Source organism: Citreicella sp. C3M06, from assembly GCF_018860705.1.
In the GTDB taxonomy this organism is placed as follows: Bacteria; Pseudomonadota; Alphaproteobacteria; order Rhodobacterales; family Rhodobacteraceae; genus Salipiger.
Map to the genome: position 1 here is coordinate 45554 of NZ_JAHKQA010000005.1, position 25321 is coordinate 70874.

Here is a 25321-nt window from a genome sequence, read left to right on the forward strand (position 1 = left end):
CGCCGGTTGAGATGGCGTTTGCCGGACAAGGGAGCAAGCAGGGGCAGGAATTGTGCGTGAACTGCCTTATGCATGTGCTATGTGATGAAACTATAGGCGACATGCGGTGATCACAGGTCGGCTTTGCGCCACTATGTGTTGCTCCGGCCGAAAAGCCTGTCTAAATGGTTTTAACGACGCGGACATCGCGTCAGACAGTTTCCTGGGGTTCTCTCCTCCTCCCTGAACCCCGGAAATCAGCGGCGACCCTCTCTCCTCCTCCCTGAGGGTCGCCGCGACCCTTCCTCCTATTTGGATGAATGCCCGCCGGGTCTGATGTTCGTCAGAGTTTTGACATAGGCAAATCTGGCTGTCCGCCAGCCTGTCTGAAAGACATGGCCCGCGCCGGGCAGCCGATCTGTCGAATGGCTGGGTGAGCGATTTCAGGTTATTGCGGAAATGGACAACTGCCAGCATCACAAGCGATGCCCCGGTCGCCTCGCCTCCTCAAACGAGGCGACCGGATCGCGACAGAATGACCTCCTCCCCAGGTGTCATCCGTCTCAGGTCGACGCGTTGCGGGTAGCTATCGTACCCCGTGTGGCGGACCATTCGTGATCTTGTAAGCCAGAGATCACACCGGCTGCGTCAAAATGTCCAGAACATTTTTCGCTGCACTGCGGCGTTGATGTCACAGGTCAAGCAGGCTGGCTGCCAGATACGCTGGCATCAACAGGCTTCGACGGTATTTCCCAAGCGGAAACTTTCCGGGAATCAATGACATGGCAGACGGAAGCCGCGCCCGTGGGCGATGGCCCAGCACCATGTCGGCCAGCAAGAGCCCGGTATGGCTGCCCATCGCGACCCCGTTCCCGTGAAAGCCAATCCCGGCATACAGGCCGGGATGATCGGGAATCTCTCCGACAAAAGGGGTGAGATTCGCCATCAGGCAGACCAGCCCCGACCATTCATGGCTGATCGCGACATCGCGCCATTGCGGGAACATCGCGGCGAAATCGCTTCGGATACGTTGAGATATGCGCCCGGATGCGCGCGGCGTTGCGGTCAGCCCGCCCCGCATGCCGAACAGGAATCGCCCATCCGGCATCAGACGGAAGTAATGCAGCAACACACGGCTGTCATAGGCCATTTGCGCCGAGGTCCAGCCCTGCGCCGCTTGCAGCCTGTCGGAAATCGGTTCGGTGACGATGACGCTAGATTGCACCGGAAGGTAGCGGGCGCGCAGCCAGTCCGGCAGATCTTCGGAAGAATAGCCGTTGGTAGCAAGAATCACCCGGTCGGCGGTTAGCGTGCCCTGCGGTGTGGTCAGCTGCCATTTGCCGTTTCGGCGCAGCGCCGTAACCGGGCTATGCCCATGCAACGTCGCGCCGGCGGCCTGCGCGGCGCGGGCCAGCCCGGCGTGATATTTGCGCGGGTTCAGCGCAAAGCCCAGCGGCGTGTGCAGGGCACCAAAGAACGGCCCGCCCATGCCTTCGGCGGCCATGTCCTCCATCTCGATCAGGCGGGGGCGCACGCCGTAATCCTGCTCGATCTGGGGAGCTTCGGCGCGCAGCTTGGCAAAGGCGCGCGGGCTATGGGCGATCAGGGTTTCGCCTTGGGAATGGCGGTCTACGTCGATGTGGTTTTCCGCAATGAGCCGGGCGGCGGTGTCGATGGCGGCCTTTTCCGTGTGGCGCCAGTCGCGCAGCCCTTCGGCCCCGACCTGCCCGCGCAACTGCCGCGCCGACGCCTTGGCGCCGCCGAGGCAGCAAAAGCCGCCGTTGCGCCCCGACGCGCCATAGCCGGGGTGCTCGGCCTCGAGCAGGGTGACCTCCGCGCCGTCCTGCGCAAGGTGCAGCGCCGCCGACAGCCCGGTAAAGCCGCCGCCGATGATGGCGATGCCGGTCGTGGCGTCGCCTTGCAGCGCAGACCAGTCCATCGGCGGTACGGTGTCGGCCCACCAGCACGCGCCTTGCGGCCCATAGGCGGGGGCCTCGTAGATGCGTTTCATGCCGTGCGGGCGGCTTGCTGTTCGTCGCGGGCCTGCGCCACGGCGGCGCGCTTGGTGACGATCGACGCGGTGATGACGCCTATGGCGACGATGCCGATCAGCAGGGTCGACAGCGCATTGATCTGCGGGCTGACGCCAAGGCGCACCGCCGAGAAGATCTTGATCGGCAAGGTGGTGGCCGAGGGCCCCGTGGTAAAGCTGGCGATGACCAGATCGTCGAGCGACAGGGTGAAGGCCAGCAACCAGCCCGAGATCACCGCCGGCGCGATGATCGGCAGGGTGACAAGGCGGAACGCCGAAAACGCCGAGCAGCCAAGGTCGAGTGCCGCTTCTTCAAGCGCCCGGTCGAAAGTGGCGAGGCGCGACGACACCACCACGCTGACGTAGCACATGCTGAAGGTGGTGTGCGCCAGCACGATGGTGAACACGCCCCGGTCAAGCCCGATGCCGATGAACAGCAGCAGCAGCGACAGGCCGGTGATGACTTCGGGCATCACCAGCGGCGCATAGATCATGCCCGAAAACAACGTGCGCCCGTGAAAGCGCCCGGCGCGCACCAGCACATAGGCCGCCATGGTGCCCAGTATCGTTGCCAGCGTCGAGGAGAACACCCCGACCTTGAGCGTCACCCATGCCGCATCAAGGAATTCCTGATCGCGGAACAGTTCGGCATACCATTTGGTCGAGAACCCCGCCCAGACGGTCACGAGGCGGCTTTCGTTGAAACTGTAGATGACCAGCAGGATCATCGGCAGGTACAGAAACGCAAAGCCAAGGCTGAGCGATGTGGCGTTGAACCAGCTGAAGCGTCTCATCCTTCGGCCTCCCGTGCCTTTTGTTCGTTGCGCTGGAACAGCACGATGGGGATGATCAGGATCAGCAGCAGGATCACCGCCACCGCCGAGGCCACCGGCCAGTCGCGGTTGTTGAAGAATTCCTCCCACAGCACCTTGCCGATCATCAGCGTATCCGAGCCGCCAAGCAGCGACGGGATGACGAATTCGCCAAGCGCCGGGATGAAGACAAGGAAACAGCCCGCGATGATGCCGCTGCGCGACAGCGGCCATGTCACCAGCCAGAATGCCGAAAGCTGCGAGCAGCCAAGGTCTTCGGCGGCCTCGAGCAGCGAGTCATCCAGCTTTTCCAGCGCCGAATAGATCGGCAGCACCATGAAGGGCAGGTAGGTGTAGACGATGCCGATATAGACCGCCGTCGGCGTGTTCATGATCTGAAGCGGCGTGTCGATGACGCCAAGCCACAGCAGCACGGTGTTCAGCGTGCCTTCGTTCGACAGGATGCCCATCCACGAATAGACCCGGATCAGGAACGACGTCCAGAACGGCAGGATCACCAGCATCAGCAGCGTCGGGCGCCATGCCTGATCGGCGCGCGCCATGGCATAGGCGATCGGATAGCCGACGCCCAAGGTGATCAGCGTCGACAGCCCGGCGATCTGCAGCGAGCTAAGGTAGCTTTTCCAGTACAGATCATCGGTGGCAAGAAAGGCGAAATTCTCGAAATCGAGCTCCGAGAGGAAGGTCAGGAACCCCTGCCACCCCGCCGCCGGATCGAACTGCGGCATATACGGCGGGCGGGCCAGCGCGATATCCGACAGCGAGATCTTGAGCACGATCAGGAACGGCACAAGAAACAGCGCGGTGAGCCACAGGTAGGGAAGCGCGATCAGGACAGCCTTGCGCATCGCTCAGCCCTTCAGCACGACGCCGGCGGTCTCGGTGAACCCGATCCAGACCTCGTCGTTCCAGGTGATATGGCGGTTGGCAAGGCGGCGGGCGTTGACCATCTGGGCCTTGACCATGGTGCCGTTGGCCAGTTCGACATGGAAGGTCGAGATGTTGCCAAGATAGGCGATGTCGATGACCTTGCCCTTGTAGATATTGGGGCGGTCCGGTTTTTCGGCGTCGATGGTGACCTTTTCGGGCCGGATCGAAAAGGTGACGCCGGTGCCGGCCATGGCGGTGTCGCCATTGGCGGCAATGATCGGCGGCTGGCCTTCGGCCCAGTCGATCAGGATGCCGCCGGGCCTGATCGGCTCGGCCACGGGGGCGGGCGCCGGCGCAGGTGCGACAGGTGCGCGGGCGGCGGCGATTTCGGCGGGGCTGGGCGGGGGCAGGCGGCGCGGGGCGGTCTCACGGTAGCCCATAAAGCGGCGGAAGATTTTTTCGTACAGCCACTCGCCCTTGCGATCCGGCGCGGGCAGGCGGCGCTGCGTGGCGGTGTTGGCCTCGGCGGAATCATGCAGGGCAGCGTCGGCGATGGGCGCAGTTTCCTCGACCTCAGGCGCGACGGCGGGGGCGGGGGGCGGCGCCACGGGGCGCTCTGTCGCCGTGCCGGGAAACAGGTTCACGTCACCGATGAAATCCGCGACATAGACCGAATTGGGCGCTTCGTAGATCTGATCGGGGGTGTCGACCTGCACAAGGCGGCCCTCGTCCATCACGGCGATGCGCGAGGCGACGGTCATTGCCTCTTCCTGATCATGGGTCACGATCACGAAGGTGGTGCCGGTCTTTTCCTGAATATCCATCAATTCGAACTGCGTCTCTTCGCGCAGCTTGCGGTCAAGCGCGCCGAGCGGTTCGTCGAGCAGCAGCAGCTTGGGCGCCTTGGCGAGCGAGCGCGCCAGCGCCACCCGTTGGCGCTGTCCGCCGGAAATCTGGTGAGGTTTGCGCTTGGCAAAGCGTTCCAACCGGGTGAGGCGCAGCATCTCGTCGACCCGTGCGTCGATGAACGCCTTGTCGCGGCCCTCGCGTTTCAGGCCAAAGGCGATGTTCTCCCAGATCGACAGGTGGGGAAACAGCGCATAGCTCTGGAACATCATGTTCACGGGGCGCTTGTTGGGCGGCACGGCGCTGATGTCGTGCCCGCCCAGCAGGATGCTGCCCTCGGTCACCGAATCGAACCCGCCAAGCATCCGCATCATCGTGGTCTTGCCGCAGCCAGACGGCCCGAGAAGCGCAAAGAATTCCTTTTCGTAGATCTTCAGCGACAAATCATGGATCGCGGTGAAGTCTCCGAAGCGTTTGGTCACGTTGCAGAATTCGATCAGCGGCTTCTGCGCTGGATCCGCCCAAGGGGCGAAGACGGTCTCGGCCATGCGTGGGGTCTTCCTGTCAGTCAGGGAAAAGCCCGCGCCGGTCGGGCGCGGGCCATATGGGTCTCAGGTGCCGGACTTGATCTTGGTCCACAGCCGGGTGACGGTGCGCTGCACCTTGGGCTCGTAGGGCGTGGTGGTGTAGGTGTTGTCCATCGCCTCGGGCGTCGGGTAGATCGCCGGATCGCCGATCACATCCTCGGCCAGGAACTCCTGGCTCGCGAGGTTGCCGTTGGCGTAATAGACGTAGTTCGACGCCGCCGCCATATTTTGCGCATCCATGATGAAGTTCAGGAACACATGCGCCGCATCCGGGTTCGGCGCATCGACCGGAATCGCCATTTCATCGAACCACATCTGCGCACCCTCGTCGGGGGCGAAATAGGCGATCTCGACGCCGTTGTCGGCCTCGGCGGCACGGTCGCGGGCCTGAAGGATGTCGCCCGACCAGCCCACCGCGACGCAGATTTCGCCGTTCGCCAGCGCGTTGATGTATTCCGAGCTGTTGAATTTCTGGATGTAGGGGCGGATCGGCATGAACACGTCTTCGGCCTTGGCGATCACGTCGGGATCGTGGCTGTCGGGGTCTTCGCCGATATAGTTCAGCGCGGCCGGGATCATTTCCGACGGCGCATCAAGGAACATCACGCCGCAGGCGGCGAGCTTTTCCATGTTCTCGGGCTTGAACACCAGATCCCACGAGGTGACAGGCGCGTCATCGCCAAGGATCTCCTTGACCTTGGGGATATTCACGCCCAGCCCGGTGGTGCCCCACATGTAGTTGATGGCGTATTCGTTGCCGGGGTCGTATTTCGACGTCCGCTCGGAAATCACGTCCCACATGTTGTCGATGTTCGGCAGCTTGCTCTTGTCGAGCTTCTGGAACGATCCCGCCGTGATCTGGCGCTGAAGGAAGGTGCCGGTCGGGACCACCACGTCATAGCCGGACCCGCCTGCAAGCATCTTTGTCTCGAGCACCTCGTTGCTGTCGAACACGTCGTAGATCAGCTCGATGCCGGTTTCTTCGGTGAACTTGGCCAGCAGCGATTCGTCGATATAATCGGACCAGTTGTACACGCGTACCTCGTCGGCCTGCGCCATACCGGCGATCAGGGCGAGGCTTGCGGTGAAACTCAGAAGGGGGTTCGTCATGATGTGCTCCCGTTGGACGTAGCGTCCGTGTCAGACTTTGGGGTCTTGGCGCCCCGCGCCCTTTGGATTTGATCAAATGTTGCGCCCTGTGGCAACATGAGAGATGTTTCCACGGTGCGGAATGACGCGCAAGATGGCGCGATGGGCAATTGGTTAATCAGGAGGCAGGAGATGAATTTGCAGGCAGATACATCCGGGCTTCCAGCGCATGAACTGGTCTATCGGCGATTGCGCGACATGATCCTGTTCGGAGAGCTGGAGCCGGGGCAGCCGGTGACCATTCAGGGGCTGGTCGAACATATGCAGGTTGGCATGACCCCGGTGCGCGAGGCTTTGCGGCGGCTGACGGCGGCGGGCGCGCTGGAGTTTCAGGGCAACCGGCGGATCATCGTTCCGGTGCTTGATGCCAGCGCCATCGAAGAGCTGACCCTTGCAAGGATCGCGCTGGAACCGCAACTTGCCCGCCGCGCTGCGCAGCGTTGCGATGCCGACGGGGTGGCGCGGCTGGGCGCGACCGATGCCCGGCTTGATGCTGCGATCGCGCGCGGCGACGTGCGCGGCTATCTTGTCGAGAATCATCAGTTCCACGCCGAGATGAACGCCATCGCCAGCGCCCCGATCCTGACCGATCTTGTCGAAGGGCTGTGGCTGCGCTTTGGCCCGTCGCTGCGCGTGGTCTGCGGCCAGTTCGGCACGCGCAATCTGCCGGATCAGCACAAGGCCATCCTTGCGGCGCTTGCTGCGCGCGATCCCGAGGCGGCGGCGCGGGCGATGCGCGCGGATGTTCAGCAGGGTATGACCCAGATCACCGAAGGGCTGGCCTGATTCGACGCGCGCCGGATTGACAGTGCTAAATTTGATCATATTCTTGGTGCCAACTCCCCGACATCCACAGGAGACGCGGCCATGAGCCTGATTTCGACCAATACCCCCACCGCCGAGCTTCAGGCGCTGGACGCGGCCCACCACATGCACCCGTTCACCACTGGCGCCGACCTTGCGAAAAAGGGCGCGCGGGTGATCACCCGTGCCTCGGGCGCATGGCTGACCGACAGCGAGGGCGAGCGCGTTCTGGATGCCATGGCCGGGCTGTGGTGCGTGAACATCGGCTACGGGCGCAAGGAACTGGCCGACGCCGCCGCGCGCCAGATGCAGGAACTGCCCTATTACAACACCTTCTTCCAGACGACCCACGTGCCCGCCATCCAGCTGAGCGCGCGACTGGCCGAATTGGCGCCCGGTGATCTGAACCATGTGTTCTATGCCTCCTCCGGGTCCGAGGCCAATGATACCAATATCCGCCTCGTGCGCACCTACTGGGCCGAAAAGGGCCAGCCGGAACGCCAGACCATCATCTCGCGCTGGAACGGCTATCATGGGTCTTCGCTGGGCTCGATGTCGCTGGGCGGCATGAAGGGGATGCACGCGCAGGGCGGTGTCGTGCCCGGCATCCATCACATCGACCAGCCCAACTGGTGGGCCGAGGGCGGCGACATGTCCCCTGAAGAGTTTGGTCTGGAGCGCGCCCGCCAGCTTGAGAAAGCCATCGAGGACATCGGCCCCGACAAGGTTGCCGCCTTCATCGCCGAGCCGATTCAGGGCGCTGGCGGCGTGATCATCCCGCCCGAGACCTACTGGCCGGAAATCCAGCGCATCGTGAAGAAATACGGCATCCTGCTGATCGCCGATGAGGTCATCTGCGGCTTTGGCCGCACCGGCGCATGGTTCGGCTCGCAGACCATGGGCATCACGCCGGACATCATGACCATCGCCAAGGGCCTGTCGTCGGGCTACCAGCCCATTGGCGGCTCGCTGCTGTCGGACGAGGTGGCCGAGGTGATCTCGAACACCGAATTCAACCATGGCTACACCTATTCCGGTCACCCGGTGGCCTGCGCCGTGGCGCTGGAAAACCTGCGCATCCTCGACGAGGAAGGCATCGTCGAGCGGGTCGCCACCGAGACCGGCCCCTATCTCAAGCAGAAATGGGAGGCGCTGGCCGATCACCCGCTGGTGGGCGAGGCGAAGATCGAGGGCTTCATGGGCTCGATCGCGCTGACACCCGATGCCGCTGCTCGCGCCGCCTTTGCCTCTGAGGCCGGAACCGTCGGCTACATCTGCCGCGAACGCTGCTTTGCCAACAATCTGGTGATGCGCCACGTGGGCGATCGCATGATCATCTCGCCGCCGCTGATCCTGTCGAAAGACGAGATCGACACGCTGATCGAACGTGCATGGACATCGCTCGATGAATGCCACGCGCGGCTGAAGGCCGAAGGCCTGATGGTCGCCGCACCGGGCAACTGAAACAGCAGGGGGCGCCCGGTCGGGGCGCCCCGTGTCTGATGCGTCAAGGCCGGTCTGACAGGCGGCGCAAGCCGCGATCAGCTGACCGGTTGAGGCGCGCCGGTCGCCATATTGGTGCCGATATAGGGCTTCTTTGCGCCTTTCCATGCGCCGAAACCGCCCTCCATATGCGACACGCGGGCAATCCCCGCATCGATGCAGGCCCGCGCGACCTTTTCCGAGCGTGCGCCAGAGCCGCAGTGAAACACGATGCGCTTTTCCGACTGGCCCGGCAGTTTCTCCGCGTTGAAGAATGCCAGCGGCATCAGCAGCGCGCCCTCGATATGCTCGAACATGTATTCCTGCGGGGTGCGCACGTCGATCAGCACGATTTCATTCTTCGAGAATGCCTCGGCCACCTCATCCACGGTCCAGGTCTCAAGGATGCTCTGGCCAATCTCTTCGGTCTTCATCTCGCGTCTCCTCGCTGCAATGCTGTTGTCCGAGATGTGAGTTGTCTTCGCGCCCGGTCAAGACCTGACCTCCGGCTCATCGTTGCATTGGGTCGATGGTTATCCCGGCGGCGATTGCCCGGAAAATTGGCGTCTTCAGGCTACCCGGGCGCAGTTTGAGGATGCAGCCGCCGACAACTTCGGCTTTGGTATCCACAAGAGCCCGGAACGGGCCAGCAAAGCGGAGTCGGGACATTGATCAATTTCATCGCCATGGAAGCATGGGTCGAATTTGCGGTCAGGTGGGTGCATGTCATCACCGGGATCGCGTGGATCGGTTCGTCGTTCTATTTCATCGCGCTCGATCTGGGGCTGCACCGTGACCGCAACCTTGCCTCGGGGGCCGATGGCGAGGAATGGCAGGTCCATGGCGGCGGCTTCTATCACATCCAGAAATACCTGATCGCGCCGTCGCAAATGCCGGGCGATCTGGTCTGGTTCAAATGGGAAAGCTACGCCACATGGTTGTCGGGCTTCGCGATGCTGGTGCTGGTCTATTACCTCGGGGCCGAGTTCTATCTCGTTGATCCAGAGGTGCTGGATATCCCGATCTGGGGCGCGATCCTGATCTCCTTGCTGTCGCTCAGCATTGGCTGGCTCAGCTATGACTGGCTCTGCAAATCGAAGTTCGGCGACGACAACACCCGCCTGATGCTGTTCCTGTTCGGGGTGCTTGTGGTCATGGCATGGGGCTATACGCAGGTGTTCAGCGGACGGGCGGCGCTGCTGCATCTTGGCGCCTTCACCGCCAGCATCATGACCGCCAACGTGTTTTTCATCATCATGCCGAACCAGCGCATCGTGGTGGCCGATCTCAAGGCAGGGCGCATCCCGGATGCCAAATACGGCAAGATCGCCAAGCAGCGCAGCACCCATAACAACTACCTGACGCTGCCGGTGCTGTTCCTGATGCTGTCGAACCATTATCCGCTGGCCTTTGCCAGCGAGTATAATTGGATCATCGCCAGCCTCGTCTTCCTGATGGGGGTCAGCATTCGCCACTATTTCAACAGCGTTCACGCCCGCAAAGGCTCGCCGCACTGGACATGGCTGGTGACCGCGCTGCTGTTCCTTGCAATCATGTGGCTGTCGACCGCGAACCTGCCGGGCGAGGCCGACATGGACGCCGAGGCCACCGGCCCGAGCGCGAAATACGCTCAGGCCGAGGGGTTCGCCGAAGTTCAGGACATTGTGCTGGGCCGCTGTTCGATGTGTCACAGCGCCGAGCCGGGCTATGAGGGGCTCCACTGGGCCCCCAAGGGCGTGCATCTCGATTCTGCCAGAGGCATCGCGCAGAATGCCAAGGCAATCTATCTTCAGGCCGGGCTAAGCCGCGCCATGCCACCGGCCAATCTGTCGTTTATGGAAGACGGCGAGCGCGAAGCGATCCGCCGCTGGTTTGAAGCGGCGGGCAGTTGATCAGGCCTTGAACACAGCCGATACCGGGCGGAACCAGAGCTTGGCAAAAGCTTCGCCATAAAGCGAGACGATGGTTTCATAGGCGATACGGGTGACGGGCATTTGATGGTCCTCCATGCGCCACGATGCGGCGCGAAACGATGTTGCTGACGATATGTCTTAGCTTTGCGATTGTTTTCATAACGTCGCAATCTAGACTTTGGTTCCACGTGGAACAGTTCAACAAACCTTGTTCGCGCCCCGTTTCAGAATCGCCGATAGCCTGCTAGGTGTTGTGGGATGAACACTCATGCCCCCAATATCCGGCCAACCATCCGACAGCTTGACGAGGCCGCGATCAACCGAATCGCGGCTGGCGAGGTGGTTGAAAGGCCTGCGTCTGCGGTCAAGGAGTTGGTCGAAAACGCTGTCGACGCCGGGGCACGGCGCGTCGCGATTGAGATCGCCGATGGCGGCAAGACCCTGATTCGCGTCAGCGATGACGGCTGCGGCATGACCGCTGACGACCTGCCGCTGGCCTTGTCGCGCCATGCCACGTCGAAGATCGACGGCAGCGACCTGCTCGACATTCACAGCTTTGGTTTCCGGGGCGAGGCGCTGCCCTCGCTCGGCGCTGTCGGGCGGTTGACCATCCAGAGCCGCGCCCAAGGCTCCGAGGGGGCCGAGATTGCCATCGCCGGCGGTAAGCCGGGGGGCATCCGGCCCTGCGCGCTGAATGGCGGCACCGTGGTGACGCTGCGCGATCTGTTCTACGCCACCCCGGCGCGGCTGAAGTTCCTGCGCAGCGACCGGGCCGAGATGCAGGCAATTTCCGAAGTCATCCGCCGGCTTGCCATGGCTGAACCGTCGGTTGGCTTCACCCTGCGCGATGTGTCTGAAGGCAAGGACCGGGTGACGTTCCGCGCCGATCCCTGTTCGGGCGATCTGTTCGACGCGCTGCGCGCCCGGATGACGCAGGTCATGGGGGCCGAATTCACCGACAACGCGCTGAGCATCGACGCCGAGCGCGACGGCTTTCACCTGACCGGTCTTGCGGCGCTGCCGACCTATTCGCGCGGCTCTTCGGTGGCGCAGCATCTGTTCGTCAATGGTCGGCCCGTGCAGGACAAGCTGCTCTACGGTGCGTTGCGCGGGGCTTATGCGGATTTTCTCAGCCGTGAGCGGCATCCCGCGGTGGCGCTGTTTGTCGATTGCGACCCGCATCTGGTCGACGTCAACGTCCACCCCGCCAAATCCGAGGTGCGCTTTCGCGAGCCGGGCGTGGTGCGCGGGCTGATCGTTTCGGGCCTGCGCCATGCGCTGGCCGAGGCCGGGCACCGCGCCTCGACCACCGTCGCGGGCGCAACGCTGGGCGCGATGCGGCCCGAACCACAAGCGCCGCGCGTCTATCAGATGGACCGCCCTTCGCAGGGCGCGCTGAGCAGCGCCTACCGCGCGCAGGCGCCGATGCCCGATGCGGGCTTTGCCGAGTTCTCGCATGATTACTCGGGCCGCGTCGAAGAAGCCCAGCCGCAGCCGGATCAGACCCCCGAGGCGCTGCCGCTTGGCGCCGCCCGCGGGCAGGTGCATGAGAATTACATCATCGCACAGACCGAAGACGGTATCGTCATCGTCGATCAGCATGCCGCGCATGAACGTCTGGTCTACGAGAAACTGAAAACGCAGATGGCCGAACGCGGTGTTCCGGCACAGGCGCTGTTGATTCCCGATATCGTCGAATTTTCCGCCGATGATCTGGATCGCCTGATGGCGGTGGCCGAGGATCTGGCGCGTATGGGACTAAGCATCGAGCCCTTTGGCGGCACCGCGATCTGCGTGCGCGAAACCCCGGCGATCCTTGGCGAGGTCAATTCCAAGGCGTTGCTGGGCGATATCCTCGACGAGCTGTCCGATTATGGCACCTCGCAGCTGGTTCAGGAAAAGATCGAGGCGATCCTGTCGCGGGTGGCCTGCCATGGCTCGATCCGCTCGGGCCGCCGGATGCGCGGCGAGGAAATGAACGCCCTGCTGCGCGAGATGGAGGCAACGCCCCATTCCGGCCAGTGCAACCACGGGCGGCCGACTTATGTCGAACTCAAGCTTTCCGATATCGAGCGGTTGTTCGGGCGCACATGATGGGCGATGCGTCCACCTTGCTAAACGATCCGCGCCTGTTGGTGGGCGCGGTGCTGGCGGTGATCCTGCTGGCGATGGTGCTGTCGATCCGCGCCGCCAACCGCGCCGCGCGGCTGTCTGGCCCGCTGATGCAGCTGGCTCGCCGGGTCGAGGCGCTTGGCGAGGGGCAGGAACGCCTTGCCGGTGGGCTTCATCACGTCACCGAGGCGCAGTTGCAGTCGCAGGGCGCGATGATGGAACTGATGGAAAAGCGGCTGGCCGAGGTGCAGGGCCGCATGTCCGAAAGCCTGCATGGCAGTGCCCGGCGCACCGCGCATTCGCTGGGCGAATTGCAGGAACGGCTCAAGATCATCGACAAGGCGCAGGACAAGATCTCGCGGCTGTCGGGCGACGTTTTGTCCCTTCAGGACATCCTGTCGAACAAGCAGACGCGCGGCGCCTTCGGGGAAATCCAGCTTAACGATATCGTTGGCAAGGCGCTGCCGCCCGATGCCTTCACGCTTCAGGCGACGCTTTCGAACGGGCGCCGGGCCGATTGCCTGATCCATATGCCGCAGCCTCCGGGGCCGATCGTCATCGACGCGAAATTCCCGCTCGAGGCTTACGAGGCGCTGATGCGCGCCGATATGGGCGAGCAAAAGACCCGCGCCGCGCAGGCGTTCCGCCTGTCGGTGCGCAAGCATCTGCGCGACATCGCGTCCCGCTATATCGTCGAAGGCGAAACTGCCGATAGCGCCCTGATGTTCCTGCCCTCCGAAGCGGTCTACGCCGAGTTGCACGCCAACCACCCCGAGGTGGTGCGCGAAGGCTTTGCCCTGCGGGTCTGGATCGTTTCGCCGACGACCTGCATGGCGGTGCTCAACACCCTGCGCGGGGTGCTCAAGGATGCCCGGATGCGCGAACAGGCCGGTGCGATTCGCCGCGAACTGGCGCTGCTGGCCAGCGACGTCGACCGGCTTGGCACGCGGGTCGGCAACCTTGACCGGCATTTCGGGCAGGCGGCGCGGGATGTGGCGGAAATTCGAATATCTGCGGAAAAGGCGGGGAACCGGGCGCGGCGGCTCGATGCGTTCGATTTTTCCGAAGGCGAAGAGCCAACGCGCGTCTTGCACCGCTGATCGCGATCACAGGCTTGTTCCCGTCACGCGATCTTTCATACCCGGCGATCAAGTTGTTTTGCCAGATGCGCCGCCGTGTCGTAACCTTGCGCAGGATCAAGGACGCTGGGCGCAACATCGGCTCAACCTGCTTGACCGGACTAAGGAGACGGGCACCATGGAACAGATCAGCGTCAGGAAGGTCGCCCATGTGATCCTACTCGCCCGCGAGTTGGAGCGCGGCGAAGGAGAACTGCGCGGCGTCATCGAAAACATGACCGAAGAAGAGCAGGCCGCTCTGGTCGCCATCATGTGGATCGGGCGCGACGCCTTCGATGCCGCAGAATGGGACGAAGCCTACGAGACCGCCGTGTCCGAAGCCTCGACCCCGACAGCCAACTACCTGATCGGCACGCCGCACATGGCCGATCACCTAGAAGCAGGGCTAGAGGCGCTCGGCTACGATGCGCAGGACGAAGAAGACGAATTGCTGCGCAGAGGCGCCTGAGCCTGACGGTGACAGGCTGAAACCGTTCATGCCGGGCTATCTCAGCGCGCGGCCCTTGATGATGGCGTCCTCGCCAAAGCGGGCGCGAATGGCATCCGTTGCGCGCTCTGCTTCGGCGCGGCGCGCCGCGTTCGGGTCAAGCAGATCGCCGACCCGATCCGATTGATCCGCCGGAACCAGCTCGGAGATCCCGGCGCCGATCAGCCGGTAAGGGCCGCGTGGGCCGACCTGATCCAGCATGGCGCGCGCGGTGCGATAAATCCTGTCCGCCATCTGCGTGGCGTCGCCCAGCCCATGCCGCCGCGAGATCAGTTTGAAATCCGCCCGCTTCACCTTCAGCGTCACCACCCGGCCAGCCAGGCGCTTCGCCTTGGCGCGGTCAGAGACCTTTTCGCACATGCGCCACAGGTGGCCATCAAGGATATCCGCATCGGCGGTATCTTCGTGAAAGGTGGTTTCGTTCGAGATCGACTTGATCGCCGCGTCGCGGGTCACGCGCCGCCGGTCGTCGCCGCGCGCAAGGTGCCAGAGCCGGTCGCCCATGCTGCCGAAGCGCGCCGACAGATCCTGCCTGTCCCAGCGCAACAGGTCTTCGAAACTGCGGATGCCAGCGCGGTCGAGCGCCTCTTGCGTGGCCTGCCCGACACCCCAGATCATCCGCACCGGCCTTGGCCGCAAAAACGCCTGCGTTTCGGCCTTGCCGATCACCGAGAACCCGTGCGGCTTGTCGAGATCCGAAGCGATCTTGGCGAGGAACTTGTTATGCGACAGCCCGATGGAGCCGGTGATGCCCAGTTCGGCCTTCATCCGCCGCACCAGCCTTGCCAGCACCACCGCGGGCGGCGCGCCATGCAGACGGGCGGTGCCGCTCAGGTCAAGAAATGCCTCGTCCAGCGACAGCGGCTCGATGGCGGGGGTCAGCTCTTCCATGAAGGCGCGGATCTGGCGCGAGACCTCGGCGTATAGCTGCATCCGCGGCTTCACGATCACCGCGTCGGGGCAAAGTTGCAGCGCTTTGAACATCGGCATCGCCGAGCGCACGCCCCGGATCCGCGCCACGTAGCAGGCGGTCGAGACCACGCCGCGCCGCCCGCCGCCGATGATCACCGGCTTGTCGGCCAGATCCGGGTTGTCGCGTTTTTCGATGCTGGCATAAAAGGCGTCGCAATCCATATGCGCAATCGACAGATCCCACAGCTCGTCATGGCTCACGAGTCGCGGGCGCCCGCAGGCGGGGCAGCGGGTGCCATGATCGAAACAGGTCAGGCAGTCTCGGCAGAGCGTTGGCATGGGTGGAAATTCCGGATGGAATGCTTACCTTCCGAATATAGCGGATCAACGGAGGTTTCGCCACGACATGAGCTATGCCGGTGCCAAACTGATGCTGTTTCTTGGCGATGATCTGCTGGTTATCCGCCGCGACGACAAAGCGGGGATTCCCTGGCCGAACTGTCTCGATTTTCCCGGTGGTGGGCGCGAAGGGGCAGAACGCCCCGAGGAATGCGCGCTGCGCGAAACTTTCGAGGAAACCGGCCTGACCTTGCCGGAAAGCGCGCTGGCATGGCGCCAGCAGCACGGTCCAAGCTGGTTTTTTGCGGCGCATCTGCCCCGTGATGCCGCGAGCCGTGTCGTGTTCGGCAATGAGGGGCGCGGCTGGGAGCTTATGGCCCCCGCGACCTACCTGTCGCGACAAGACGCCATCCCGCATTTCCGCCAGATGCTGGAAAGCTATCTGGCGTCGCGTTAAGCGGCGTTCAGTCTGCGCAGCCACTCGATTGCGCCTGCCAGTGGAGTGCGGCCACGACTGTTGCGCAACGATGGTTCGGGCGCGCGTGGCATCATGCGCGAGCGCACCCGGTCCGGATCGGACCGCCCGATCAGCGCGTCAGATATGAGCTGCTTGCGCACATGCTCGGGCGATGCGTCGAGCGGGGCATCGCTGCTTGACGGAATGCGAATGCGGCCTTCGTCGGTGTGAAAGGTCACCAAGGCCTCGAACCGGGCCTCTGCCGCATTGTAAACCAGATTGCCGATGTGAGGATGACTGCTTGCCATCGTCCTGTCTCCTGCCTGTTACGTGACCAAAACACCGCGTCGGTGGAAAGGTTCCTGCGCGGCCTATCCGGGGCCTTGACATCCGGGCATACTGTGATCGGTCCGTGAAGGAAGGTGATCATGAACACGAACGATATTCTGCTGGAGCTTTTGTCAGGTGGCACCATCGTGACGCTGCTGCTGGCCGGGCTGCTGATCCTGTGCGTCTTCCTTGGGGTTCGCATCGTTTCCCAGTCGGAAAAACATGTGGTCGAACGGTTTGGACGGCTGCGCGCGGTGCTGGGGCCGGGCATCAATTTCATCGTGCCGTTTCTCGACCGGGTGGCGCACAAGGTGTCGATCCTTGAACGGCAACTGCCCACTGCAAGCCAGGATGCGATCACCGCGGATAACGTGCTTGTGCAGGTCGAGACCTCGGTCTTCTACCGCATTCTCGAGCCGGAAAAGACGGTTTACCGGATCCGCGATGTCGACGCGGCCATCGCCACAACGGTTGCGGGGATCGTGCGCGCCGAGATCGGCAAGATGGAGCTGGACGAGGTGCAATCGAACCGCGCCGCGCTGATTTCGACCATCAAGACCAGTGTCGAAGATCAGGTCGATGACTGGGGCATCGAAGTCACCCGGGCCGAGATTCTTGACGTAAACCTCGATCAGGCGACGCGGGACGCGATGTTGCAGCAGCTCAACGCCGAACGTGCCCGCCGGGCGCAGGTGACCGAGGCCGAAGGCCAGAAACGCGCCGTCGAACTGTCGGCCGATGCAGAGCTATACGCTGCCGAACAGGTCGCCAAGGCGCGGCGCATTTCGGCGGAGGCCGAAGCCTATGCAACGCAGGTCGTGGCCGAGGCGATCTCGCGCAACGGGCTGGAAGCGGCGCAATATCAGGTTGCGCTCAAACAGGTCGAGGCGCTGGCGACGCTGGCCAAGGGCGAGGGGCGGCAGACCATCCTTGTGCCTGCGGATGCGCTGGAGGCGTTTCGCAACGCCTTCACCATGCTGAAGGGCCGCCCATGACGCTGTGGTGGGTCTGGATGGCCGCCGGGGCGGTGTTGCTGCTGCTTGAAATGGTGGTGCCGGGGTTCATCTTTCTCGGCTTTGCCATCGGTGCGGCGGCGGTCGGGCTGTGGTTGCTGATCGGCTACGCGGTGGGCTGGCCTTGGCTGGTGCTGCTGTTCGCGGTGGTCTCGCTGCTCGCCTGGGTGGCCCTGCGCCAGCTGCTGGGCGTGCGCAAGGGCCAGGTCAAGCTGTGGGATCGCGACATCAACGAGGACTGATCAGCCCCGGTTCGGACGCTGTGCCTGCGGCGATTGCAGCTCTGCCTGAATCGCCAGCGCGGCGTCGCGCGGCGAGGACGCGCGCCAGACCGGGCGGCCGACGACGATATGATCCGCCCCGGCGGCAATCGCGCTGGCCGGGGTCGCGATCCGCTTCTGGTCATCGCCGGCGCTGCCTGCGGGGCGCACGCCGGGGGTGACGATCAGGCGACCTTCGGCTTGCGGCAAGGCCCGGATCAGCGCGGCTTCGTTCGGAGAGGCGATGACCCCGTCGGCCCCGGCCTCGAACGCCTTGGCGGCGCGTTCGACCACCAGATCCTTCACATCGCCCGCGCGGATCAGGCTGTCGTCAAGATCGGCGCGGTCGAGCGAGGTCAGGATGGTCACGGCGAGGATCTTCAGATCCTTGCCGGCGGCGCCTTCCTTGGCGGCGCGCACCACATGCGGATCGCCATGCACGGTCAGGAAATCGAGATCGAACTGGGCAAGCCCGCGCACAGCGTTTTCGACGGTCTGCGCGATGTCGAACAGCTTCATATCCAGAAAGATGCGCTTGCCGTGTTCCTGCTTGAGCTCATTCGCAACCGCCAAGCCGCCGCCGGTCAGCATCCCGAGACCGATCTTGTAAAACGACACGGCGTCGCCGATGCCGTCGGCCAGTTGCATCGCCTCAAGCGCGTTCGCGACGTCAAGCGCAACGATCAGGCGGTCTTCGGGGGCATTGGTCATCGGGCGCTCCTGTCTGGGATGGGATGCGCTTCCTTTGCGGCGATGACCCTTGGAGGTCAAGCGTTGTGCGGGGAATGCCGGAAGTTCGTGGCATGGAAAATCCGCCGTTGGCTCAAGGTTCGGACCGGATGGTCGACAAAAGCCCATCGTCGAAAGACAGCTCTTCGTCTCCGGCGCGGTATTCCGGCATGCGCATCACCTTTTCAATCGCCTGCGCGAGGATGCGGCGGCGCAGCGCGACCTTCCACGGCGAGATGCGGGGCGGGGCAAGCAGAGCAATCTCGATCCGGCCATTTGCAGAGATCAGCGAGACGGTGCCCGGCTTCATCCCTTCGGGCTCTGGCCCGTCAAAGCCGTCGAACGCGATTTCACGTATATGCATGGCGTCACTCTCCGCATCAGGCGCAGGCTCAGTCTGATCGTGAAATGGTAAATATCGCGCTACCATTCCCGTCAAATTTTGTGATCACGGATCTTGAACCGCGCAGGTGCTTCGCCCATCTTTCTTAGCGAGGCCCGATCCTGCCGTGTGCCGCCTTGCCGGGCGCGGCGACCTGAAACGGGCGCTTGAACGAAGGAGAGACACGATGAACTTGGACAAGTTCACGGAGCGGTCGCGTGGGTTCATACAGGCTGCACAAACCATCGCCATGCGGGAAGGCCATCAGCGTCTTGCCCCCGAACACATCCTCAAGGCCCTGCTGGACGACGATCAGGGGCTTGCTGCCAACCTGATCACCCGGTCGGGCGGTGACGCGGCGCGCGTTGCGCAGGTGCTGGAAACCAGGCTGGCGAAATTTCCCAAAGTGTCGGGCGACGCCGGGCAGACCTATCTTGATTCCGCTACCGCCAAGGTGCTTGGCGAGGCCGAGAAGATTGCCCAGAAGGCGGGCGACAGCTTCGTGCCGGTGGAGCGCATCCTGACCGCGCTCGCCATCGAGAAATCCGGTGCAAAGGACGCGCTGGAGGCCGGGAAGGTCACCCCTCAGAAACTGAACGAGGCGATCAACGACCTGCGCAAGGGCCGTACCGCCGACAGTGCCAACGCCGAAGATGGCTATGAAGCGCTGAAGAAATACGCCCGCGATCTGACCGAAGCCGCCGAGCAGGGCAAGATTGACCCGATTATCGGGCGCGACGACGAAATCCGCCGCTCGATGCAGGTGCTCAGCCGCCGGACCAAGAACAACCCGGTCCTGATCGGCGAGCCCGGCGTGGGTAAAACCGCCATCGCCGAGGGGCTGGCGCTGCGCATCGTCAACGGCGACGTGCCAGAATCGCTGCGCAACAAGCGGCTGCTGGCGCTTGATATGGGCGCTCTGATCGCCGGGGCGAAATATCGCGGCGAGTTCGAGGAGCGTCTGAAATCCATCCTCAAGGAAATCGAATCCGCCGCAGGCGAGGTCATTTTGTTCATCGACGAGATGCACACGCTGGTTGGCGCGGGCAAGGCAGACGGGGCGATGGATGCCTCGAACCTGCTGAAACCGGCGCTGGCACGGGGCGAATTGCATTGCGTCGGCGCGACCACGTTGGATGAATACCGCAAGCATGTCGAAAAAGACCCGGCGCTTGCCCGCCGCTTCCAGCCCATCGTGGTGCAGGAACCGACGGTCGAAGATACGGTTTCGATCCTGCGTGGCATCAAGGAAAAATACGAACTGCACCATGGTGTGCGGATCTCTGACAGCGCCCTCGTGGCGGCGGCGACCCTGTCGCACCGTTACATCACCGACCGCTTCCTGCCGGACAAGGCCATTGACCTGATGGACGAGGCCGCTTCCCGTCTGCGCATGGAGGTCGACAGCAAGCCCGAAGAGCTTGACCAGATCGACCGCCAGATCCTGCAGATGCAGATCGAGGTCGAGGCGCTGAAGCTCGAAGACGATCAGGCGTCGAAGGATCGTCTGGAAACGCTTGAACGCGAGCTGGCCGAGGTCGAGGAGCGCTCTGCCGAGATGACCGCGAAATGGCAGGCCGAGCGCGACAAGCTGGCCTCGTCCCGCGATCTGAAGGAACAGCTCGACAAGATGCGGGCCGAGCTTGAGATCGCCAAGCGCGAAGGCAACTTCGCGCGGGCGGGCGAGCTGCAATACAGTAAGATCCCCGAGACCGAGCGCAAGCTGGCCGAGGCGGAAACCGAAGGGGATGTTCTGGTCGAAGAGGCCGTGCGCCCCGAGCAGATCGCCGAGGTGGTCGAACGCTGGACCGGCATTCCGACCAGCAAGATGCTGGAAGGCGACCGCGAGAAGCTGTTGCGCATGGAAGCCGCGCTGCACAAGCGGGTGGTCGGCCAGTCGCAGGCGGTGCGGGCGGTGGCCAATGCCGTGCGCCGGGCGCGCGCGGGTCTGAACGACGAGAACCGCCCCTTGGGCAGCTTCCTGTTCCTCGGGCCGACCGGCGTCGGCAAGACCGAGCTGACCAAGGCGGTGGCCGAATTCCTGTTTGACGATGACAACGCCATGGTGCGCATCGACATGTCGGAGTTCATGGAAAAGCACGCCGTGTCGCGGCTGCTCGGCGCGCCTCCGGGCTATGTTGGTTATGACGAGGGCGGTGTACTGACCGAAGCCGTGCGGCGCAGACCCTATCAGGTGGTGCTGTTCGACGAGGTCGAAAAGGCCCATCCGGACGTGTTCAACGTCTTGCTTCAGGTGCTCGATGATGGCGTGCTGACCGATGGTCAGGGCCGCACCGTGGATTTCAAGCAGACGCTGATCATCCTGACGTCGAACCTTGGATCGCAGGCGCTGAGCCAGCTTCCAGAAGAGGCCGACAGTTCGGTTGCAAAGCACGATGTGATGGATGCGGTGCGGGCACATTTCCGCCCCGAATTCCTCAACCGGCTCGACGAGACGATCATCTTCGACCGTCTCAAGCGGCAGGATATGGGCGGTATCGTCGACATCCAGCTGGCCCGCCTGCTGAAACGTCTGGCGGCGCGCAAGGTCACGCTGTCCCTCGACGAGGGCGCCAAGGCATGGCTTGCCGGCGAGGGCTACGATCCGGTGTTCGGGGCGCGCCCGCTCAAGCGGGTGATCCAGCGGGCGCTTCAGGACCCGCTGGCCGAGATGCTGCTGGGCGGCGACATCCGCGATGGCGACACCATTCCGGTAACCGCCGGGACCGAGGGGCTGATCATCGGCGAAAAGCTCGGTGCCAGCAATCGGCCCAGACCGGATGACGCGGTCGTTCATTGATCGCCACTGCAAGACGCTGAGCGCCCGGCCCTCTCACAGGGGGCCGGGCGTTTCGCATGTTCTCCCGGCTTGCCTCGAGGCCACCAGCGCCGCCACTGCGCCAATCACAGGCACGGCAAATGGCCCGAAGGTCATTCTCTCTTCCTGCCCGCTTCTGCGAAGCTTGCCGTTCGCGGCAAGGGCGGTCACTGTCACACCCATCCCTTACGGCGGGCGACGTGCCCGGTCCGAAGGATGTGAATGAAAATGTGAGGAGGTGACCCATGGGCGCCGCGATGTATGCTTTGAATGTGCTGGCGCTGCTGTTCGTGGCATTGATCGGACTCGCGGTGCTTGTCGCCGTAGTGTTTTACATCGTCGACACGCTTCAGTCGGGGGATGCAATCCGGCGCAACTATCCGGTGATCGGGCGCTTTCGCGGTCTCTTCACCAAGATGGGCGAGTTCTTCCGGCAGTATTTCTTTGCGATGGACCGCGAAGAGATGCCGTTCAACCGGGCGCAGCGCGACTGGGTCTATCACGCCACCAAGGGCAAGGATAACACCGTTGCCTTCGGCTCGACCCGCAACCTGAACATCCCCGGCACACCGATCTTTGCCAACGCGGTGTTTCCGCCGATCGACGATCAGTTTGCCATGACCGAACCGATGATCATCGGCCCGCACGCGCCCGAGCCCTATCTGGCGAAGTCGATCTTCAACATCTCGGGGATGAGCTATGGTGCGATCTCGAAACCCGCGGTTCAGGCGTTGAGCCGGGGCGCGTATGAAGCGGGCATCTGGCTCAACACCGGCGAGGGCGGCCTTGCGCCCTACCATGAGACCGCAGCTTGCGATCTGGTGTTCCAGATCGGCACTGCGAAATTCGGCCTGCGCGATGAGCATGGCACCATATCCGACGACAAGCTGCGCGAGGTGTCGAAGAACCCCAACATCAAGATGTTCGAGCTGAAGCTGGCGCAGGGGGCCAAGCCCGGCAAGGGCGGCATCCTTCCGGGCGAGAAGGTCAATGAAGAGGTGGCGCAGATTCGGGGCCTCAAGGTCGGGCAGGCGGGGATTTCCCCCAACCGTCACCCCGAGATCGACGATTTCGACGATCTGCTCGACATGATTCACCACATCCGCGAGGTTTCTGGCAAGCCTGTGGGCTTCAAGACGGTGATCGGCTCGTCCGATGCGTGGGAAGAGCTGTTCCGCAAGATCGTCGAACGTGGCCCCGAAAGCGCCCCCGATTTCATTGCCATCGACGGCGGCGAAGGCGGCACCGGCGCGGCCCCCATGCCACTGATCGACCTTGTCGGCATGCCGATCCGGGAATCGCTGCCCCGCATCGTCGATCTGCGCGACCGCTACGGGCTCAAGGATCGCATCCGCATCATCGCCTCTGCCAAGCTGGTGAACCCGGCGGATGTGGCCTGGGCAATCTGCCTTGGTGCCGATTTCGTGACTTCGGCGCGGGGCTTCATGTTCTCGATGGGCTGCATTCAGGCGCTGAAATGCAATCGCAACACCTGCCCGACCGGCATCACCACCCATGACCCGCGCCTGCAAAAGGGGCTGGTGGTCGAAGACAAGTATCTCAAGGTCGCCAATTACGCGCGCGCGGTGATCAAGGAGGTCGAGACCATCGCCCATTCGGTCGGCGTGTCGGAACCGCGCCAGATGCGGCGCCGTCATGTGCGGATCGTTCAGGCCGACGGCAGCTCGATCCCGTTCAACAAGATCCGCCCAAGCTATCAGCCTGCCCCCGAGAACACCGCTTTGTGAGCGCCCTGTGCTTTGCTTGGTGAAACAAAATAACCCACGCTCCCGTATATGACAGGGAATGGATAACGGACGGAAGACATCATGGCGCATCGCTGGACCAACACTCTGACACGGAACGACGTCACCGAAGAGCGGCTCTGGCTGAACCGGCGCCAGATCATGGCCGGGCTTGGCGGCATGGCCGTTGCAGGGCTTGCGGGCCGCGCAGGCGCCGCCGAGGGGCTGGAGCCGAACAGCTACGAAGAGATCACCAGCTACAACAATTACTATGAATTCGGCACCGGCAAGGACGACCCCGCGCGTTACGCCGGGGATCTGACGATCTCGCCGTGGTCGGTGAAGATCGACGGCATGGTGGACAAGCCCGGCGAGTATGGTTTCGATGACATCCTGTCGAAGATGACCCTCGAAGAGCGCATCTACCGTTTCCGCTGTGTCGAGGCGTGGTCGATGGTGGTGCCGTGGACAGGGTTCGAACTGGCAGACCTGCTGACGATGGCCGGGGTGAAATCTGGTGCGAAATACGTCGCCTTCGAAACCGTGCTGCGCCCGGACGAGATGCCGGGGGTGCGTTACAACGTGCTCGACTGGCCCTATGTCGAAGGTCTGCGGCTCGACGAGGCGATGCACCCGCTGACCATCATGGCGACGGGCATCTATGGCCGTGACATTCCCCGCCAGAACGGCGCGCCGCTGCGGCTCGTGGTCCCGTGGAAATATGGCTACAAGTCGATCAAATCCATCGTACGGATCACACTGACCGACACGCAGCCGCCGACCTCGTGGAACAAGGCCAACCCCAACGAGTACGGTTTTTACTCCAACGTCAATCCGCAGGTCGATCATCCGCGCTGGTCACAGGCCACCGAACGCGGCATCGGCGGGGGCCTGTTTGCCAAGCGCAAGGACACGCTGATGTTCAACGGCTATGACGAGGTTGCCTCGTTGTACGAAGGTATGGACCTGACGGTGAATCACTGATGATTGCCGACCGGATCAACGCGGCCACGCGACGCATTCCGGCGTGGCCGTTGTATGCGATTTCGGTGCTGCCGCCGGCGTGGTTCCTGTATCAGGGGCTGACCGGCGGTCTTGGGGTCGAACCCATCAGTGCGCTGGAACACGAGCTGGGGCAATTGGCGCTGAAGATGCTGATCGCTGGGTTGTGCATCACGCCGTTGCGCCGCTTTGCCGGGGTGAACCTGATGCGCTATCGTCGCGCCATCGGGCTGATCGCCTTCTTTTACGTCGTGCTGCATCTTTTGGTCTGGCTGGTGCTGGATGTCGGGATCGTGTCGCAAATCTGGGCCGATATCCTGAAACGCCCCTATATCACTGTGGGCATGGGCGCGTTTGCGCTGCTGTTTCCGCTGGCGGTCACGTCGAACAACCTGTCGATCCGCAAGTTGGGGGCCAAGAGGTGGCGCAAGTTGCACCGCCTTGCCTATGCGGCGGCGCTTCTTGGCGCGCTGCACTTTGTCATGCTGGTGAAGGGCTTTCAGATCGAGCCTTTGATCTACATGGGGATCGTCGTGGTGCTTTTGGCGCTGCGACTGCCCCTTCAACGCGTGCCGTTTCTGCGCGCATCGGGATAGGAGACATCATGTTCAAGCAAGCTCTGGTCGCGCTGACCCTGCTTTCGACTGCCGCCACCGCCGAGGTCGTGTCGGTTCCGACCGAAAAGTCGGTGACCGAGGCTGCTGACGCCTTGGTCGCCGCAATCGAAAACGCCGGTGCTACGGTGTTTGCGCGTGTCGATCACGGGGCAGGTGCCCAGAAAGTGGGCGAAGATATCGGAGCGTCGCAGTTGGTGATCTTTGGCAACCCCAAGGTCGGAACGCCCGCGATGCTGGCGGATCGGGCCCTTGGTCTGGCGCTGCCACTGCATGTTCTGGTCTACGAGGACAGCGAGGGCGCGGTCCACCTGTCTTATGAGGCACCGGCCGCGCGGCTGGCGGATCTGTCGGGCACGGCTTTGCCCGAGGCCGTGACGAATCCCATGGCAGGCGCCCTGAACAAACTGACCAGCGTCGCCGCGGAATAGGGCTGCCCCGATCCGGACGACCAGAAAAGGGCGATTGCCGATGGTCTCACCCTTTT

24 protein-coding genes are annotated in these 25321 nt (G+C 63.3%); 14 read left to right on the forward strand and 10 right to left on the reverse strand.

Translation table 11 applies throughout. From position 1 onward, the window contains the following. Positions 1-670: 670 nt before the first annotated feature. The 5 genes from KO516_RS02005 to KO516_RS02025 form a co-directional block, all read right to left on the reverse strand. Positions 671-1990, reverse strand: a complete 1320-nt coding sequence (locus KO516_RS02005) for an FAD-binding oxidoreductase (protein WP_216002139.1) — start codon at positions 1988-1990, stop codon at positions 671-673. Beyond that, positions 1987-2805: an ABC transporter permease gene (locus tag KO516_RS02010; protein WP_216002140.1), complete on the reverse strand. Its 819-nt coding sequence runs from the start codon at positions 2803-2805 to the stop codon at positions 1987-1989. Before KO516_RS02010 ends, KO516_RS02005 begins: the two co-directional genes overlap by 4 nt. Beyond that, positions 2802-3692, reverse strand: coding sequence for an ABC transporter permease subunit (locus tag KO516_RS02015; protein ID WP_216002141.1), 891 nt, complete (start codon positions 3690-3692; stop codon positions 2802-2804). The genes KO516_RS02010 and KO516_RS02015 overlap by 4 nt, the downstream gene beginning before the upstream one ends. A 3-nt stretch (positions 3693-3695) precedes the next feature. Continuing rightward, on the reverse strand, positions 3696-5108 hold the full coding sequence (locus KO516_RS02020) for an ABC transporter ATP-binding protein (RefSeq protein ID WP_216002142.1): 1413 nt from the start codon (positions 5106-5108) through the stop codon (positions 3696-3698). A 63-nt stretch (positions 5109-5171) separates the two neighbouring features. Next, positions 5172-6257: a polyamine ABC transporter substrate-binding protein gene (locus KO516_RS02025; RefSeq protein ID WP_216002143.1), complete on the reverse strand. Its 1086-nt coding sequence runs from the start codon at positions 6255-6257 to the stop codon at positions 5172-5174. A gap of 171 nt (positions 6258-6428) precedes the next feature. On the opposite strand from KO516_RS02025, the gene KO516_RS02030 reads away from it, so the two are divergent. After that, the gene (locus tag KO516_RS02030) at positions 6429-7082 is read left to right on the forward strand and encodes a GntR family transcriptional regulator (RefSeq protein WP_216002144.1); all 654 of its coding nucleotides are present in this window, start codon (positions 6429-6431) and stop codon (positions 7080-7082) included. 81 nt (positions 7083-7163) lie between these two features. Then, positions 7164-8564, forward strand: a complete 1401-nt coding sequence (locus tag KO516_RS02035; protein ID WP_216002145.1) for an aspartate aminotransferase family protein — start codon at positions 7164-7166, stop codon at positions 8562-8564. Between the two features lie 77 nt (positions 8565-8641). Here KO516_RS02035 and KO516_RS02040 read toward each other — a convergent pair whose 3' ends face one another. Then, entirely contained in the window at positions 8642-9016 is a 375-nt protein-coding gene (locus KO516_RS02040; RefSeq protein WP_216002146.1) for a rhodanese-like domain-containing protein, read from the reverse strand. Between the two features lie 234 nt (positions 9017-9250). Between KO516_RS02040 and KO516_RS02045 the strand changes: the two genes are divergently transcribed. From KO516_RS02045 to KO516_RS02060, 4 genes are all read left to right on the forward strand, one after another. Continuing rightward, on the forward strand, positions 9251-10474 hold the full coding sequence (locus KO516_RS02045) for a urate hydroxylase PuuD (RefSeq protein ID WP_305832878.1): 1224 nt from the start codon (positions 9251-9253) through the stop codon (positions 10472-10474). A gap of 279 nt (positions 10475-10753) precedes the next feature. Further along, the gene (gene mutL / locus KO516_RS02050; RefSeq protein ID WP_216002147.1) at positions 10754-12589 is read left to right on the forward strand and encodes a DNA mismatch repair endonuclease MutL; all 1836 of its coding nucleotides are present in this window, start codon (positions 10754-10756) and stop codon (positions 12587-12589) included. Continuing rightward, on the forward strand, positions 12589-13707 hold the full coding sequence (locus KO516_RS02055; RefSeq protein ID WP_252737351.1) for a DNA recombination protein RmuC: 1119 nt from the start codon (positions 12589-12591) through the stop codon (positions 13705-13707). Before mutL ends, KO516_RS02055 begins: the two co-directional genes overlap by 1 nt. 157 nt (positions 13708-13864) lie before the next feature. After that, positions 13865-14194 (forward strand): DUF3775 domain-containing protein, encoded by a 330-nt coding sequence (locus KO516_RS02060; protein WP_216002149.1) that lies wholly within the window; start codon positions 13865-13867, stop codon positions 14192-14194. Positions 14195-14230: 36 nt separating this feature from the next. On the opposite strand, the gene KO516_RS02065 is transcribed toward KO516_RS02060, so the two are convergent. Beyond that, entirely contained in the window at positions 14231-15484 is a 1254-nt protein-coding gene (locus KO516_RS02065) for a DNA polymerase IV (RefSeq protein ID WP_216002150.1), read from the reverse strand. Between the two features lie 67 nt (positions 15485-15551). Between KO516_RS02065 and KO516_RS02070 the strand changes: the two genes are divergently transcribed. Next, positions 15552-15941: an NUDIX hydrolase gene (locus tag KO516_RS02070; RefSeq protein WP_216002151.1), complete on the forward strand. Its 390-nt coding sequence runs from the start codon at positions 15552-15554 to the stop codon at positions 15939-15941. Here the strand turns inward: KO516_RS02070 and KO516_RS02075 are convergent. Continuing rightward, positions 15938-16249 carry a hypothetical protein gene (locus KO516_RS02075; RefSeq protein WP_216002152.1) on the reverse strand — a complete coding sequence of 104 codons (312 nt, stop codon included), beginning with the start codon at positions 16247-16249 and terminating at the stop codon, positions 15938-15940. The genes KO516_RS02070 and KO516_RS02075 overlap by 4 nt on opposite strands. Positions 16250-16369: 120 nt before the next feature. Between KO516_RS02075 and KO516_RS02080 the strand changes: the two genes are divergently transcribed. Beyond that, complete coding sequence (locus KO516_RS02080; RefSeq protein WP_216002153.1) at positions 16370-17266, forward strand: SPFH domain-containing protein; 897 nt, start codon at positions 16370-16372, stop codon at positions 17264-17266. Then, positions 17263-17526, forward strand: coding sequence for an NfeD family protein (locus KO516_RS02085; protein WP_216002154.1), 264 nt, complete (start codon positions 17263-17265; stop codon positions 17524-17526). The genes KO516_RS02080 and KO516_RS02085 overlap by 4 nt, the downstream gene beginning before the upstream one ends. On the opposite strand, the gene pyrF is transcribed toward KO516_RS02085, so the two are convergent. Both pyrF and KO516_RS02095 read right to left on the reverse strand, forming a co-directional pair. Then, entirely contained in the window at positions 17527-18255 is a 729-nt protein-coding gene (gene pyrF / locus KO516_RS02090) for an orotidine-5'-phosphate decarboxylase (RefSeq protein WP_216002155.1), read from the reverse strand. Positions 18256-18367: 112 nt separating this feature from the next. After that, on the reverse strand, positions 18368-18637 hold the full coding sequence (locus KO516_RS02095; protein WP_216002156.1) for a hypothetical protein: 270 nt from the start codon (positions 18635-18637) through the stop codon (positions 18368-18370). Positions 18638-18842: 205 nt separating this feature from the next. Between KO516_RS02095 and clpB the strand changes: the two genes are divergently transcribed. The 5 genes from clpB to KO516_RS02120 all read left to right on the forward strand — a co-directional run bounded on the left by clpB (position 18843) and on the right by KO516_RS02120 (position 25265). Further along, complete coding sequence (clpB, locus tag KO516_RS02100) at positions 18843-21455, forward strand: ATP-dependent chaperone ClpB (RefSeq protein WP_216002157.1); 2613 nt, start codon at positions 18843-18845, stop codon at positions 21453-21455. A 263-nt stretch (positions 21456-21718) separates the two neighbouring features. Continuing rightward, positions 21719-23221 (forward strand): FMN-binding glutamate synthase family protein, encoded by a 1503-nt coding sequence (locus KO516_RS02105; RefSeq protein WP_216002158.1) that lies wholly within the window; start codon positions 21719-21721, stop codon positions 23219-23221. A gap of 81 nt (positions 23222-23302) precedes the next feature. Further along, a complete protein-coding gene (gene msrP, locus KO516_RS02110) occupies positions 23303-24202 on the forward strand; it encodes a protein-methionine-sulfoxide reductase catalytic subunit MsrP (protein ID WP_216002159.1) in 900 nt (299 codons plus the stop codon). Continuing rightward, positions 24202-24816, forward strand: coding sequence for a protein-methionine-sulfoxide reductase heme-binding subunit MsrQ (msrQ, locus tag KO516_RS02115; protein WP_216002160.1), 615 nt, complete (start codon positions 24202-24204; stop codon positions 24814-24816). The genes msrP and msrQ overlap by 1 nt, the downstream gene beginning before the upstream one ends. An 8-nt stretch (positions 24817-24824) precedes the next feature. Then, a complete protein-coding gene (locus KO516_RS02120; protein WP_216002161.1) occupies positions 24825-25265 on the forward strand; it encodes a DUF302 domain-containing protein in 441 nt (146 codons plus the stop codon). Positions 25266-25321 lie beyond the last annotated feature (56 nt).